Annotated in this window: 13 protein-coding genes; 6 read left to right on the forward strand and 7 right to left on the reverse strand. The window is 45.8% G+C overall.

What is annotated here, in order from left to right; translation table 11 throughout:
- The first annotated feature begins 126 nt into the window (after positions 1-126).
- On the forward strand, positions 127-636 hold the full coding sequence (locus H6F44_RS13020) for an acyltransferase family protein (protein ID WP_190351395.1): 510 nt from the start codon (positions 127-129) through the stop codon (positions 634-636).
- Positions 637-727: 91 nt separating this feature from the next.
- Here the strand turns inward: H6F44_RS13020 and H6F44_RS13025 are convergent, their stop codons facing one another.
- The 4 genes from H6F44_RS13025 to H6F44_RS13040 form a co-directional block, all read right to left on the reverse strand.
- Positions 728-1,471 (reverse strand): isoprenyl transferase, encoded by a 744-nt coding sequence (locus H6F44_RS13025; protein WP_190351396.1) that lies wholly within the window; start codon positions 1,469-1,471, stop codon positions 728-730.
- On the reverse strand, positions 1,468-2,358 hold the full coding sequence (cdaA, locus tag H6F44_RS13030; RefSeq protein WP_190351397.1) for a diadenylate cyclase CdaA: 891 nt from the start codon (positions 2,356-2,358) through the stop codon (positions 1,468-1,470). The genes H6F44_RS13025 and cdaA overlap by 4 nt, the downstream gene beginning before the upstream one ends.
- Positions 2,359-2,468: 110 nt before the next feature.
- On the reverse strand, positions 2,469-3,842 hold the full coding sequence (gene lysA, locus H6F44_RS13035) for a diaminopimelate decarboxylase (protein WP_190351398.1): 1,374 nt from the start codon (positions 3,840-3,842) through the stop codon (positions 2,469-2,471).
- Between the two features lie 282 nt (positions 3,843-4,124).
- Positions 4,125-4,655 carry a cofactor assembly of complex C subunit B gene (locus H6F44_RS13040; RefSeq protein WP_190351399.1) on the reverse strand — a complete coding sequence of 177 codons (531 nt, stop codon included), beginning with the start codon at positions 4,653-4,655 and terminating at the stop codon, positions 4,125-4,127.
- A 366-nt stretch (positions 4,656-5,021) separates the two neighbouring features.
- Between H6F44_RS13040 and H6F44_RS13045 the strand changes: the two genes are divergently transcribed.
- Entirely contained in the window at positions 5,022-7,232 is a 2,211-nt protein-coding gene (locus H6F44_RS13045; RefSeq protein ID WP_190351400.1) for a GumC family protein, read from the forward strand.
- A gap of 38 nt (positions 7,233-7,270) precedes the next feature.
- Here the strand turns inward: H6F44_RS13045 and H6F44_RS13050 are convergent, their stop codons facing one another.
- Positions 7,271-8,404, reverse strand: coding sequence for a cob(I)yrinic acid a,c-diamide adenosyltransferase (locus H6F44_RS13050; RefSeq protein WP_190351401.1), 1,134 nt, complete (start codon positions 8,402-8,404; stop codon positions 7,271-7,273).
- An 85-nt stretch (positions 8,405-8,489) separates the two neighbouring features.
- Here H6F44_RS13050 and H6F44_RS13055 point away from each other — a divergent pair, with 85 nt between their 5' ends.
- Positions 8,490-8,684 (forward strand): hypothetical protein, encoded by a 195-nt coding sequence (locus H6F44_RS13055; RefSeq protein ID WP_190351402.1) that lies wholly within the window; start codon positions 8,490-8,492, stop codon positions 8,682-8,684.
- 92 nt (positions 8,685-8,776) lie between these two features.
- Entirely contained in the window at positions 8,777-9,553 is a 777-nt protein-coding gene (locus H6F44_RS13060; protein ID WP_190351403.1) for a Uma2 family endonuclease, read from the forward strand.
- A 51-nt stretch (positions 9,554-9,604) separates the two neighbouring features.
- Here H6F44_RS13060 and H6F44_RS13065 read toward each other — a convergent pair whose 3' ends face one another.
- Positions 9,605-10,471: a shikimate dehydrogenase gene (locus tag H6F44_RS13065; protein ID WP_190351404.1), complete on the reverse strand. Its 867-nt coding sequence runs from the start codon at positions 10,469-10,471 to the stop codon at positions 9,605-9,607.
- A 139-nt stretch (positions 10,472-10,610) separates the two neighbouring features.
- Between H6F44_RS13065 and H6F44_RS13070 the strand changes: the two genes are divergently transcribed.
- Both H6F44_RS13070 and H6F44_RS13075 read left to right on the forward strand, forming a co-directional pair.
- Positions 10,611-11,576: an exopolyphosphatase gene (locus H6F44_RS13070; RefSeq protein ID WP_190351405.1), complete on the forward strand. Its 966-nt coding sequence runs from the start codon at positions 10,611-10,613 to the stop codon at positions 11,574-11,576.
- Positions 11,577-11,716: 140 nt separating this feature from the next.
- A complete protein-coding gene (locus tag H6F44_RS13075; protein ID WP_190351406.1) occupies positions 11,717-12,433 on the forward strand; it encodes a 2-phosphosulfolactate phosphatase family protein in 717 nt (238 codons plus the stop codon).
- Positions 12,434-12,547: 114 nt separating this feature from the next.
- Here the strand turns inward: H6F44_RS13075 and H6F44_RS13080 are convergent, their stop codons facing one another.
- Positions 12,548-14,428 (reverse strand): C39 family peptidase, encoded by a 1,881-nt coding sequence (locus H6F44_RS13080; RefSeq protein ID WP_190351407.1) that lies wholly within the window; start codon positions 14,426-14,428, stop codon positions 12,548-12,550.
- Between the last annotated feature and the right edge of the window lie 236 nt (positions 14,429-14,664).

The raw sequence follows: 14,664 nt of genomic DNA on the forward strand, positions 1-14,664 counted from the left end.
TATTGAAACTAGCTCCCAATAAGTTAACCTACTATCAACGAGGTAAGAGGGCTATGCAGCTTGTCACGGCTACGTTTTAGATGTCTTTGTCACCCCCTCAGAGGTTTAACATTATCGCAAAACTTCTTGATTTGGTTGTTTGGTGTAGCAGTTCTTTACAGCTTTAAAGAATTTAAATTTCCTGTCAAGTATAGGAATGTATTAACTTTATTTGCAATTGCGTTATTGTTAGTCGCAATTATGTTTACTCTATTTATACCATCTGAATCTTTATATGTTGCAGATATCATAGTTGGTATAGCAGCTTCAGTTTTAATTTATGCACTGATTCAATATGATCAATTAATTGATCAAAACCATATTTATCCCAGAACAGTTCATGCTTTGGCAAATTTTTCCTATAGTTTGTATTTACTACACGTACCCTTGTTGGTGTTTTTAACTGCTGTCTTTCTAAAAAATGAGCGCTGGCAGCCAGATCTAATACATTTATTTTACGGTATGCTTCTGTTTGTAGTAATAATTCTCTATGCCTATGGCATATCTTGCTTTACAGAAGCCAAGACCCATGTTCTCAAAAATTGGATGACTAATGGACTCAATTTACTTACTCAGAAGATTAAAAGTATTTTCTAGTCACAAAACAACGTAGTACAGGCTGTTAACATAGCGCTCTGCGCTTAAGTAGACTGTACTGAGAGAATTGAAGTAGCCATTTTTTACTTGGCTACACCTTACCAAAGCGGCGATCGCGTTCTTGATAGTCGATTAAAGCGCGATGCAATTCTTGACGGCTAAAATCTGGCCATAGCACATCTGTAAAATACATCTCGGTATAAGCCATTTGCCAAAGCAGAAAATTACTGAGACGCATTTCGCCACTGGTGCGAATTAGTAAATCGGGGTTATGGTTGCCTGCGGTATAAAGATGCTGTTCAAATAGGTTTTCATCAATATTTTCAGGATCAATTTCCCCAGATTTCGCAGCCTCCGCAATTTGCCGACAAACCTTAATGATTTCGCGGCGGCTGCCATAATTAATCGCCACAGTAAAATGAATCGCCTGATTGTGGAGTGTGGCAATTTGCGATCGCTCGATCTCATGGCGCAACGGTTTTGACAAGGATTCCAGATCTCCCACAAAAGATATCCGCACGCCTTCGCGACACATTTCCTCTAACTCGCGCCGTAGCATCTGCTCAAATAGCACCATCAAAAAATCCACCTCATGGGCAGGGCGACCCCAATTTTCTGTCGAAAAGGCATAGACCGTCAGCGCGGCAATTCCCCAATCTTTGCAACAGCGTAAAATATCCTTGAGTGCCTCCACCCCTTGGCGATGCCCTGCAATGCGCGGCAGTGATCTCTGTTTTGCCCAGCGCCCATTACCATCCATAATTACGGCAATATGTTGAGGGAGACGTTGACGGTCTAGATCTGGGGGTAAAGTTTGCAATAGCTTAGCAGTCATTTCTTCTCTGACGATTTTCGGCTTACCATATTTTTAAAACTTGAGCTTAACCACTGCCAATTAAAAGTTGGCACGGTTCTTCTTAAAGGTGTTGGACGATAGTTGCCTAGTTTAGTTTCTAGAATCTCCCGCAGACGGCTACTAGTAATTGGTCGATCTAATATCCCACTTTCGGCGATCGCAATAGATCCAGTCTCTTCAGAAACCACTATACAAAAGCAATTTCTGACGCGATCTGTGATGCCCATTGCCGCCCGATGTCTTGTGCCAATTTCCCTAGAGGCAGCCTTTTCTGAAATAGGCAAAATGACACCTGCCGCCAAAATCCGATCTTCGCGTACCAAGACTGCGCCATCATGCAATAAAGTCGTGGTCTGAAAAATTGTGTGCAGCAATTCTTTCGATAGCAAAGCATTAAGCCTCACCCCTGGTACAGAAAAATCACGGTCATCGATCGGCTCTCCCGTTTCGATAATTATTAATGCACCAGTGCGATTTTGCGACAGTTCGATTACGGCATCATTAATCTCTTCAATCACTGAATCAGTTTCCACTGGCGATCGCCAACTGGCAGTTGGCTGCAATAATGACAATAGGTCACCCCGCCCTAGCCTTTCTAGAAATCGCCGCAGTTCTGGCTGCAAAATCACAGCTAAGGCAACGGCTGCTCCAATTAGTAACTTATCGAGAATAAAATTTAGTAACCGTAGCCCAAGGCGATCGCTAACCACACTAAAGATGGCTAAGAAAATAATGCCCCTGACCATCAACAAAGTGCGCCGATCATTGCTTAGCGAGAGCATGATGTAGATTAACCCCAAGACCGCAAGGATATCGACACCCCTGAGCATGAATGCAATTGTGTTGATATTGGTAAACCACTGCATTCATCGCCCTCTCATTCACAACTGAAAAATATACAGCACTTTGATATTGGACTAACGATAATATATTTTGGGAAAGTGCTGCTTCTCAACATTTCCCCAAAATATATTAATTATTTCCTTAAACCCTCTGGCAGGCAATCATGACGCAGTAAATCTTCGCGGGTTTCCCGTTTAATGATCAAACTGGATTCGCCATTTCTGACCACGATCGCCGCAGGTTTGGGCAAGCGGTTGTAGTTAGAAGCCATGCTGTAGTTATAAGCGCCTGTGGCAAATACCACCAAGGTATCCCCTGGATGAGTCTCAGGTAGCTGAATGTCCTTAATTAAGACATCCCCTGATTCGCAATGTTTGCCAGCGATCGTCACGGTTTGGGTAAGATCGGCACTCATGCGATCGGCGATCGCAGCGCGATATTTAGATTGGTAAGTGATTGGGCGTGGGTTATCGGACATCCCCCCATCAACGGTGATGTAGGTGCGGATATCGGGAACTGTCTTACTGCCGCCAACCCGATAGGCGGTGATGCAGCTAGAACCTACCAGCGATCGCCCAGGTTCGCAAAGCAACTTCGGCAATGGTAATCCCGCCTTCACAAAAGCTTCAGTTACACCTTGGCAAACAGTTTGCACCCATGCTTCGATACTGGGAGGATCATCGGATTCCACATAGCGAATGCCCAAACCACCACCAATATTTAGCTCCGAAAATTTGAGATTGTACTTCTCTCCCGCCAATTTAAACCATTGCACCATAACACCGCCAATGTCTTGGTGTGGCTGCAACTCAAAAATCTGGGAGCCAATATGAGCATGGATACCCACACAGTTGAGGAGAGACTGAGATACAAAGGCAAATACCGCCTCAATTTCATTGGGATCAAACCCAAACTTACTATCAATATGTCCAGTTTGAATATATTCGTGGGTGTGACACTCAATGCCTGGGGTCAACCGCAGCATAATCCGAGGATTACTGGTTTGCTCTAGGGCAAGTTGGTTGAGATTGTTTAGCTCATACCAATTGTCAACTACAATAGTGCAGCCAGCATCAAGGGCATAGCGCAGTTCATCGAGGGATTTGTTATTGCCATGAAAATAGATGAGGTCAGAGGGTGTGCCTGCCCGCATTGCTGTCAGGATTTCGCCTGCCGAGACCACATCAATGCCTAAGCCTTCATTATTGACGATCGCACATACCGCCATACAACTCCAAGCCTTAGAAGCATAAAGCACCTGTGAAGCGCCTTGATAATGCTGGGCAAAAGCATCGCGATATTGTTGGCAAGCAGTTCTTAGGCTGACTTCATCTAAAATGTAAAGCGGTGAACCATATTGACGCACTAGCTCCACCACATCGCAGCCGCCAACTTCGAGGCGATCGTTGCTATTAGTTTTAGCCGTCAGAGGTAAAAGTTGTTGATTAGGCGATAGGCGCTCTAAGCTAATTGTCTCAATTTTGAGACTTGGTAAAACAGTAACCATTAAGTATTCAGTTCAATATTAATGAAAGGTATAAGATCGCTAAATCTATTATAAATATGAATTACCCAGATCTAATCAATATCCAATACCAAATCAAGAAATGGCTATGCTGTTTATTGATTTTAAAAACTGATTTCAAAACCCTTACTGGGTTTAGTTTTCAACCCATAAAAATAATGTGGCAATTGCAAAAATCAGCGCTAGAGGATCTCAGAGGTAAACGAGAAAGGGAAAGGGTTTCAATGCCAAAGGTGCTGAAGCCCTCAAAATCGGAACTTCAAATTACTCAGGAAGCTTTGCTAGTTTTAAAGCCTTCTCTAGCTGCTCGATTTCATCTTTATGCGCCCTCACCTTTAACCTAGATTCAGGCAATAGCCTTAAACTCACCTGACGCTCGCGGGCAGTACCCCGCCAATAAAATAGACCAGCGATCGGCGATAGTGGCAATAACCACAACCACAAATTCGCCAAGTCGGGAATGAGTATCCCCAAGACTAAACCCAGACAACTCAGCCCCAGCGCTGCCAAAATGCTTAGAAATATTGCCAAAAACCAGCTTGGTTGAATCTGTCCTGATAAAACAGCCACATCGCGATCGGGATCAATCTCCACAACTCTATAAGCTCGTTGACGAAAATAGTCGCGCACCTGCTTCAGCAGTTGATCGTCATTAGTATCCTTTGACTGACCCACCGCAAAAACAGCATCGGTGGTGCGATCGCGAATTGAACCGCGCAAAAATGAAATTAAGCCCCAAAACAGTAGGGCAGTTAGAAATAGGGTAGAGTAAATTGTGGGAATAGTAACAGACATTAAAGCTCTGATAGGTTTAGATGGCAGCACAATCAATAGGCTTGATCGCTAGTTATTTCCTTCATTTTACAGTAACTCGTTGCATTACAGTCTATTGAGGGTTTGCATAGTACAGAAATACTTTTGAAAGTAGCACTCCGCAAAGCTTTTAAAAATATTCCTCGGTTTTCAGTAAGCTCAAAGTGCTGTAATTCGTGGCAGTCGTTAGCATTGCAGAACCGTTAAACTTCAAAATTTCCCTTAACCCTATTAGTCGAGAAAATGCTATAAAGATTAGAAATCAAAGCAAAGAACAAATCAAAGGGCTAACTAAAAGTTTGTGATTGAGTATGTATCTCTTGGAAACACTTAGGTAAAAATACAAATATGACTGAATATCCTAAAACCACATATGTGGGCAAGTATGCTGCCGATGACTCTTTTAAGCTTGCCAAATTTCTACGCATATTACGCAAACGTTGGATAGTTATTGCGGCGATGGCTGCCACCATATTTGCTGGAAATACTTACTATGTCTTTACTAGAACGCCATTGTACAAGTCATCGGCAGCCCTACTGATCAACAACTCAACGATCGCGGTTTCCGATATTCAGATTCCAGGACTGCCCAGTAGCTCAGCCATCAACCTTGGCACGGAAGTTGGTATTCTTAAGAGCCGCCCATTGATTGAGATCGCGATTTCTAAAATGCGCGAATCGCCTTCAGCAAGTGCCTATAAAGATATTGATGCAGGGCAGATTATGCAGGGGCTGGAAATTATGCCCGAAAGAAATGCGTTAATCTTGCGGCTGATCTATACCGATAGTGACCCCAAACGCGCTAGGGAAGTTTTGAATGCCCTGTCCCAAACCTATGTGGAATATAGCCTCAGCGATCGCCGCACCAAGTCCAGCACTGCCATCAAGTTTATCCAAGAGAAACTACCTCAGATCAAGCAGCAACTTGACAAGTCGGCTTTAGCTGTGACCCAGTTTCGCAAAACCTATAATATTGTTGACCCTGAGACTTACGCTGCGTCTGTATATTCCATGCGGGAAGCGCTGGAAAAACAGGCGCAAGAACTGCAAATTCGCATTGCCCAAGTCCAGCAGCAATATGAAATTATCGGTCGTCAGGTTGGCAAGACCCCTGAAGCTGCCATTAGTGGCGCAATTTTGCAACAGGACACGCCTTACCAATCTTTAGTGAAGCAATTCCAAGAAGTCGAAACTAATTACTTTCTAGAGCGCACACGCTTTCGAGAAGATCATCCTAATGTTGTTGCACTCAAAGATCGGCGTGACGAACTTTACCGACTGTTAGAAGTCCGCGCTCAGTCGGTGGTGGGCAGTCGTTCAGGAATAGCTAACCTTGCTAATGAACCCAATAGCCAAATCCAACAAAACTTATCTACTCAGCTATTTGAAGCTCAAACAAATCTTGCGGTTAGTCAGGCGCAGTTGGAGAGCATTAGAAATGCTCAGTCAGAAGTGGCGGCAGTATTTTCGCAAATCCCTCAAATTCAACAAAGGTTTGTGGAGATTCAACGACAACTAGCCCTCGATACGGCTACTTACAATAAATTAACCGAGAAGCTAGAGGAGTTACGCATTTCCGAAGCGCAGGAAATTTCATCTTGGCGAGTTTTAGAACCGCCGTTAATTCCCATCCGTCCATCTTCACCAGATATTGAGCGTGGCTTGATGACAGGGGCGATCGCTGGTTTAGGATTAGGGATCTTGGCAGCACTGTTACTTGACAAACTCGATGAACGCATCCGTGAAGTCGAAGAGGTCAAGGAACTAATCGATATTCCCCTATTAGGCGCGATCCCAATTACTGATGTTACTTCCTTAAGTGCTGTCATTGGTCAAGGCATTTTGCCCAGTAGTAATTACTATGCCTTTAAGGAATCTTTGAGTTCCCTCGCCCTCAACTTGCGTTATCTCGGCACAGATAACATGGTAAAGGTAATCGCCTTTACATCGTCTGTACCATCAGAAGGCAAAAGTACCCTAACCTATAATTTGGCGATCATTTTGGCAACCCTTGGCTATAAGGTGCTGTTGATCGATGCTGACTTAAGAAAGCCCACTGTGCATAAACTATCCAAGCTCAGCGATAAAATCGGGCTATCAACGATTTTAGCCACACCCACGCCTTGGCAAGATGTCTTTCAACTGGGAGATGAAAAGGGCAATCTTCATATAATTACATCGGGCTCGATTCCGCCTAATCCCATGCTATTGCTAGAGTCCACCAAAATGGCAGCATTAATACAGGAATGGCGGCAGCAGTATGATTATGTCTTGGTGGATACTCCTCCTGTCATCGGCATTGCCGATGCCCAATGCTTAACTGCTAAGGTAGATGCCTTCATTCTTGTCGCTGCCATTAACCGTTCAACCCGTAGCGGCATTTCTAAGGCTTTGGAGGTCTTGGAAAATGCCAGGGCAAATGTTTCGGGGCTATTGATCAATATGATTGGCGAATCTGATAGTGACTACCATTATGGCTATTACGATCAGTACTACTATCTCAATCCTGCCGATCGCCAAGAGCAAGATCCTGAAGAAGTCAAAACTGAAGTCAGCTAAAAGGAGCGGCGCATTGCGCCGCTTTTTTCTTGAAAGTCTTAGAAATCCACACCCCGCTTTAGATCGATGCCCTTTTCGGCATAGTGCTTGTGACAGACCATTTCGGAATGGATTGAGGCAAGATCAAAATAGGCGGGTTGATTGAAGCATCTACCTGTGATGATGATCTCGGTATCACGGGACTTTTTGAGAAGGGCTTGGCAGATTGGCTCAACGGGTAATAAATCTAGATCAACGGTGGGATTTAGCTCATCAAGAATAATGGTTTTGTATAGTCCTGAAGCGATCGCCGCTTGAGCAATTTCCCAACCACGTTGGGCCTCGATGCAGTCGATTTCCTGCTGTTGACCGCGCCAGACGATCGCATCGCGTCCACAGCGCTGATGGTCGATCACATGGGGATAGCCGCGTTTGAGGGCAGCGATCGCTGCATCTTCGGTATAGCCAGAGCCACCCTTAAGCCACTGCATGATCAAAACTCGGTGCGACAGATCGCGGCTGATGCCTGTCCCGATCGCCTTGAGTGACCGCCCTAAAGCCGAAGTGCTTTTGCCCTTACCCGCCCCTGTATAAATCTCGATGCCTGTGATGCCATACTTTTCCGCATGAGCTTCATCGTGTGATCGCATCTCTGAGTGCAGATCTGCAATATCGATTAATGACTGTGGTGCGCCGCGCCCTGTGCAAATAACTTCTAGGTGGGCGGGTTTATTTCTTAAATCTTTAACAATGCGATCGGCGGGAATTAAACCCAGATCTAGTACGGGATTAATTTCATCTAAAACTACTACAGAATAAAGTCCCGAAGCCATTGCGCCTTTGGCGATCGCCCAGCCCCGTTCCGCCTCTTGGCGATCAAAGGTGGTGATATGCTCCGAATCAAAAAACTCGGCTCTGCCTGTCCGCACATGATCGATTAAATGCGGGAAACCCTGTTGTAAAGCCGAAATTGCTGCATCTTCGGCATACTCGCGTTCCGCCCCCTTGAGAAAGCGCAATAGTAATATCCTTGTGCCGAAGGGCGATGTATCAGACATCCCTAAACCCAGCGATCGCAGCACTACGCCCAATGCCGCCTGTGATTTACCCTTACCAGTGCCGTCATAAACATGGATTTGTCCGACTTCACGCTCGGGACGCACCTGTGCGGTCATGATGCCAATAGCTGCCATGTTTTTACTTAGTCTCTTTTCACAACGCAATACAATAGTATAGCAACCTTAAATCATCTGAAATATTGCCTTAATGAAGAAGGTCTTGGCAAATATATTGCACTGCATCGAACATGGCACAGAGTTAGGCTGGATGCTCGATCCTGAAGAACAGAATCTTTTTGTGATCTCTAGCGATCGCCGTATTCAAATGTTTAAAGGTTCGCAATCTGTACCCGTTCTCATGGGTATTGAATTAGATTTGACGGTTGCTCAGATTTTTGAATGGCTAAGTTTTTAAGACTTGGGGCGGGGCGAGCGCTAGTGATTGGCAAGCGCCCCAATCATGAACCTGGGCTATAATTCCATTAAACAATCAGCCCTTAGAGCATTATGGTAGCCATTACCGACCCGCGATCGCAGCCCAAAATAAATATACAGGAACAAGCGATCGCCCCTGCAACCAAGTCAGCAATCCCAGAAATCAACTATCCCTGTTCCGACGGTGAACCCTTGGCAGAAACTCAACAGCATGTTCTCGCAATCCTAATGACCCTTGCTCTCTTGCGGTTATATTTGCAGAATCAACCAGCAGTCGTCTTTGCCGATCAATTTCTTTATTACATCGAAGGTAACTCAAAAGCCAGAGTCGCCCCCGATGTAATGGTTGTGTTTGATATCGAAAAACGGCTTTATGGCAATTACAAAATCTGGGAAGGACAGCAAACCCCAGCAATTATTATTGAAGTAACATCGGCAGGCACAAAAGATACCGATTGGAACTTTAAGAAGACCTTATACGAGCAGCTAGGAGTAACAGAGTATTGGCTGTTTGATCCCTATGGAGAATGGATCGCAGGACAGTTGCAAGGTTATCGGCTGAATGAGGATGGAGTGTATAAGCCCATCAAAGACAATTGCAGTGAAGTATTGCAACTGCGACTACAAGCTGAGGAATATCTCATCGGCTTCTATCGTCTAGACAATGGTGACAAATTACTCACGCCAGAGGAGCTATACAATGCAGCTCTAGATGCTAGTCAACGGGCAGATCAAGAGGCGCAACGGGCAGATCAAGCAGCACAACGGGCAGCCCTAGAAAAGGCAAGGGCGGATCGCCTCATGGAAAAACTGCGCCAGTTGGGTATTGATCTTGATGATGAAAGTTAATGGTTATCCATCGCTTTTAAAAATGTTTTCGTACTACTCAAAGTCTCATAGCTAAACTATTTTTGACAATAATGCCTGTCTCATGATCTCAATGGGAACGGGACGGTCTAGCCAAAATTCTAAGGCGATCGCCCCTTGATGAATTAGCATTTCTAAGCCATCGATCGCCGTTAACCCCCTTGCCGCCGCCAGTTGCAAAAAGCGCGTGGGGCGCGGTGTGTAGATCAAGTCATAGGCGATCGCCTGACTAGGGAGTAGCGACATTTCCGACTCATTAATGGGCGTATGAGGATCGCTACCCATGCCGATGGGCGTGGCATTGATCACCAGCCCTGCAATCTCTAACAAATGTGGCAGAGAAGTCCAAGGATGTACCCGCAGATTGTAGTCCCGCAATTGACTTGTCATATTACCATGAAACTTCTTTAGTTTTTTAGGGTCGCGCCCCACCACATGGATCATGGGACAGCCCAATTCTAAACAAGCCGCTAAGACTGCCTTGGCAGCACCACCACAACCAAGGATCAGCGCGGGGGTTTCTGCCCAATTAATCTCAATTTTTTGAAGCGGCTCTAAAAATCCTGCCACATCGGTATTCGTACCCACAAGGCGATCGTCAATGCGCTTGACAGTGTTTACTGCGCCCACAGACTTAGCAATGGGAAGGATTTCATCAAGTAGCGGTATCACTTCAATTTTGTGGGGAATGGTGAGGTTGAAACCATGCAAAGACTTAACCGCTCTTAACCCCGCGATCGCAGCCCCCAAGTCCTCCACAGGAATGGGCAGAGGCACATACACATAGTCCAACTGCATCGCAGCGATCGCGGCATTGTGCATCACTGGTGATAGGCTATGGCTGACAGGAAAGCCCATTACCCCTAAAATTTTGGTTGTTCCCGAGACAGTCCCTAGCATATCTGCTCACCTAAAAATATTTGTTTGATATTTGCTTTATATTTGCCTTAAGTTTCTTCTAACTTATAGCTAATAGGTTAAAGCAAAGCGCTATATTTGATCTCAGTTAAATATCCTAATATCATAGCTACCTAAAACCATGTCAGCCCCCACCAAAAAGTATCGATTAATTACCCGCAGCGACTTTGACGGCGTGGTTAGCGCCGTACTGCTGAGAGAACTAGATATGGTTGATGAGATCCTCTTTGTGCATCCTAAGGATGTGCAGGATGGCAAGGTGGAGGTATGCGATCGCGATATTTTAGCTAACCTGCCCTACACCGAGGGGGCATATCTGGTTTTTGATCACCACATGAGCGAAACCATGCGGATCTATGACACCCCCGAAAATCACATCATTGAAGGGCAAGCCCCATCCGCCGCAAGGGTCGTTTACAACTACTATGGCGGCAAACTCAAGTTTCCGAATATTTCCCAAGCGATGATGCAGGCGGTTGATAAATGCGATTCCGCCCAATTTGATCTAGATGACATTCTGCATCCTCAAGGGTGGGTATTATTGAGCTTCTTGATGGATTCGCGCACAGGCTTAGGGCGTTTCCGTGAGTTTACGATCTCTAACTATGCGCTGATGATGGAATTAGTGGAAGCTTGCCGCTATCAGACCATTGAAGAGATTATGCAACTTCCCAACATTCAGGAAAGAGTAGAACTCTATTTCACACAACAGGAAATCTTCAAGCGCCAAATTCAGCACTGCGCCGAAGTTCATGATCGCCTTGTGGTCGTCAATTTACAGAATGAGCCAACTATCTACGCTGGCAATCGCTTTATGGTCTATGCTCTCTATCCTGAATGTAATATTTCGATGCACGTTATGTGGGGAAGACAAAAACAAAACACCGTTTTTGCGATGGGTAAGTCAGTTCTCAATCGCACTTGCAACATTAATATTGGTGAGCTGATGTTGCGCTATGAAGGCGGTGGACATATCAATGCTGGCACTTGTCAAATTGACAATGAGGAGGCAGAAACCGTCAAAAATGAATTGATTGAGATTGTTGCTCGAAATAATCAGGAAATACGACCTCTAACTTTGGGGTAAATCTAGCGCGAAGCGCTGCCTGAAAACCCAGAAGAACTCTTTGAGCGATTCTCCAAGATTTTTCTAGATCTGTAAATCTTGCAAAAGCGGTAATCATAGAGTTTAATTTATACAAGCCAGCTCAATCATTAGATTCACGAATGAAAATCTTTGTTTACCATACGCCCGAATTAGTCCCAGAAATAGGAAGCCCAGACTGCGCGATCGCCGTTGACATTTTACGGGCAACGACGACGATCGCCACAGCACTAGCGGCGGGGGCAGAAGGGGTACAGGTGTTTGCGGATCTTGATGAATTAATGAAGGTAAGTGCATCTTACCCCTCCGATCTAAGGATTCGGGTTGGAGAACGTGGCGGTAAAACCGTTGAGGGTTGTGATTTAGGTAATTCCCCCTTTGACTTCACGCCCGAAGTGGTCAAGGGCAAGCGGATTTTTATGAGTACCACCAACGGCACAAGGTCATTGCAAAAAATTCAGAATGCCAAAACTGTACTAGCGGCGGCGATGATCAACCTCGGTGCAGTCTTGAAATATCTGCGTGCCACCCAGCCTGAAACCCTATGGATCGTTGGCTCAGGTTGGGAGGGCAGTTATTCCCTCGAAGATACTGCCTGTGCAGGGGCGATCGCCGCAAATTTGCAGGATGAAGCAGATTTTGGCAACGATGAGGCTGTAGCCGCCGCCACTCTCTATAAAGCATGGCAAGGGGAACTAGAGGAATTATTCTATCAAGCCAGTCATGGCAAGCGGTTGTTAAACCTCAATGGAGCCGAAGATATTGCCTACTGCGCCAAAATTGATGTAGTTGATGTACTGCCCAAACAGTCAAGCGCAGGCTTTCTAGTCGCAGCTTAATATCATCTAGCGCGAAGCGCTGATTTACAACCCTGCGGTAATAGCCCTGCAAAGCATGGCTGTTACCGCAGGGTTTTGACTTGAGTGCAAAGCGATGTAAGCGCATTTTTAGGGCTATGCCTTAGCGATAAAATGCGCCCACACATCGCCATCCACACCGCACATATCCCGCATATAGATGTAGGGATAGCGTAAGCCCTTGCCCTCAGTTTGCCGATAGCCTGTTAGGGCATTGCCATAGGGATCATGGACGATGTAGCCATGCTCATCAAAGCCAATCACGGTGATGATATGTCCGCCATGGGTAAAGTAACCACCGATGACCACAGGGCGATTTTCTAGCAACTCCTGCTTGATCTGCGCCCATGTGCGGGCGGTGCTAAATCCGCCCCTGTAACCATAGGCACGATAGAGTTCTTGCAATACCGCATTATCGGTTCTCGCTTGTCTCCCATAACGGTCAATGATCCATTGATATAGCTCATCTTCTAGCTGTTGGCGAGGATTGCGCGATCGCCTGCCATAAAAAGCCAATACCATCGCGATCGCCGTAACATTGCAAGTCGTAAAAGGATCGCGAGGGTTATCGCGCTGCGAAAAATAGGGAACACCCAAAACCTTCCGTTTCGGCGTAATTTCGATCGCCTTACCATTTTGGTGAATTGTTGTATGCCCCATAAACACATAACCCATATTGCCCAAGGGCGGCAGATCCTCCGTCAGCGTCACCTGAAAGTGAATATCACTAACGCTATAGCCCTCTAAGCCATAGATGCTGCCTGCGGTGAGTCTGGCTAGTTCAGTTGGAGCCAGTTGTCGCGAGTCAATGGGGCGCTTTTTGAGAACCGTATTTTGCTTGATCGTCAAGGTTTTCATGTCAGGGTCATAGGCGATCGCCTTACCCTGTTTGTTGATGGTGACGTGCTGCCAATAGAAAAAGCCCACCAGACCCACAGGGGCGATCGCCTCCTGAAACTTCACCCGAAAATGTCCATTTACCGATGCATAGCCTTGAATTGGATAGGTTGTACCTGCCTTAACCAGTAACTTCTGGGCATCATTGAGACTGCTGGCATTGAGAGACGACACTTTCATGAAAGTATCAGTAATTACGGTCAATCTCGCCCCCGTGATCGGAATGTCATCCACAGGCGTTGGGGGCGCAAAATCAAGGGATTCTTCGAGCTTGATCAAATCGACATGGGGCAGGAAAAAATATCCCTCTGCACCAACAGGGGAGATCGGTTGCCCTAACTTCACAAAAATATGATTATTGGGGCGATTTTCATCGAGCTTACCCTTGAGCAGTAGTCTAGTACCCGCTTTCACTGTCACTTTTTGATCGAAGGGTAAGGACACCGATGAAGCGGTGGAGACTTTAAATACCGTATCCTGTTTGACGACTAGGGTAACTGGAGCCTGCAACTCCACATGGGGGGCATAGAAATAGCCAAACTCACCAACAGGGGCGATCGGTTGCTTGAGCAACACCTTGATATGCCCATCTACAGAGCCATAGCGCCATACCTCAAAGGTCTGCCCTGCCCTTACCTCCACCCTTGCGGTCGGCGGCAAGGTGGCAGAGTCGGCGGTGGATCGCTTGAATATAGTATTTTGCTTGACTGTGAGGGCGATCGCTTGCCCTCGTACCAATACATTGATGATCAATTCTTGCAAAATTTGCTGATCTCGCCCCAAGGCGCGTACCCGCAAATAGATCGCCGCAGGACTTGGTAAGCCTGAGGGGATCTTTGCCTGCCAAGTACCTGCGGTGGCATTAGTTTGCACCTTGATTGCCGCATTATTGGGCAAAGTTACCAAAATCTGAGCCACTTGTTGAAAATCAGCAGCTCCCGCGATCGCGATCGCTTGATTGACTAGAACCTCCGTAGTTGCTTGGGTAACAGCGATCGCTACTGGCAATCGATTTGGCTCGCCCAGCCCTTGAGCGACCTTAACAGGATCATTTACGAGATCCTTTGCAGAATCAGTCATAGCTATTCACCTTGCTCTTTATTACGGTTTAATCTATTTGTGGCTCATGTTTGCATGAGAAAATAGCACAAACATCTCTAGAATTGATTTAGATATATCGGTTTTGATGTCAACTATGACAACATCAGCGCCCAAAATCTCTACCGAGGTTATTTTCCCATGGCAAATGCTTAGCTAGAGCCGAACTTGTTAGGACAGACTTGTTTTAATAAGGCGCAGAAACCGCAATCATGGTA

The organism is Pseudanabaena cinerea FACHB-1277 (assembly GCF_014696345.1).
Taxonomy (GTDB): domain Bacteria; phylum Cyanobacteriota; class Cyanobacteriia; order Pseudanabaenales; family Pseudanabaenaceae; genus Pseudanabaena; species Pseudanabaena cinerea.

Coding starts and splice junctions, on each gene's coding strand:
- H6F44_RS13025 (WP_190351396.1), bottom strand. CDS start 1,471: ATGACTGCTAAGCTATTGCAAACTTTACCCCCAGATCTAGACCGTCAA.
- cdaA (WP_190351397.1), bottom strand. CDS start 2,358: ATGCAGTGGTTTACCAATATCAACACAATTGCATTCATGCTCAGGGGT.
- lysA (WP_190351398.1), bottom strand. CDS start 3,842: ATGGTTACTGTTTTACCAAGTCTCAAAATTGAGACAATTAGCTTAGAG.
- H6F44_RS13040 (WP_190351399.1), bottom strand. CDS start 4,655: ATGTCTGTTACTATTCCCACAATTTACTCTACCCTATTTCTAACTGCC.
- H6F44_RS13045 (WP_190351400.1), top strand. CDS start 5,022: ATGACTGAATATCCTAAAACCACATATGTGGGCAAGTATGCTGCCGAT.
- H6F44_RS13050 (WP_190351401.1), bottom strand. CDS start 8,404: ATGGCAGCTATTGGCATCATGACCGCACAGGTGCGTCCCGAGCGTGAA.
- H6F44_RS13060 (WP_190351403.1), top strand. CDS start 8,777: ATGGTAGCCATTACCGACCCGCGATCGCAGCCCAAAATAAATATACAG.
- H6F44_RS13065 (WP_190351404.1), bottom strand. CDS start 10,471: ATGCTAGGGACTGTCTCGGGAACAACCAAAATTTTAGGGGTAATGGGC.
- H6F44_RS13070 (WP_190351405.1), top strand. CDS start 10,611: ATGTCAGCCCCCACCAAAAAGTATCGATTAATTACCCGCAGCGACTTT.
- H6F44_RS13075 (WP_190351406.1), top strand. CDS start 11,717: ATGAAAATCTTTGTTTACCATACGCCCGAATTAGTCCCAGAAATAGGA.
- H6F44_RS13080 (WP_190351407.1), bottom strand. CDS start 14,428: ATGACTGATTCTGCAAAGGATCTCGTAAATGATCCTGTTAAGGTCGCT.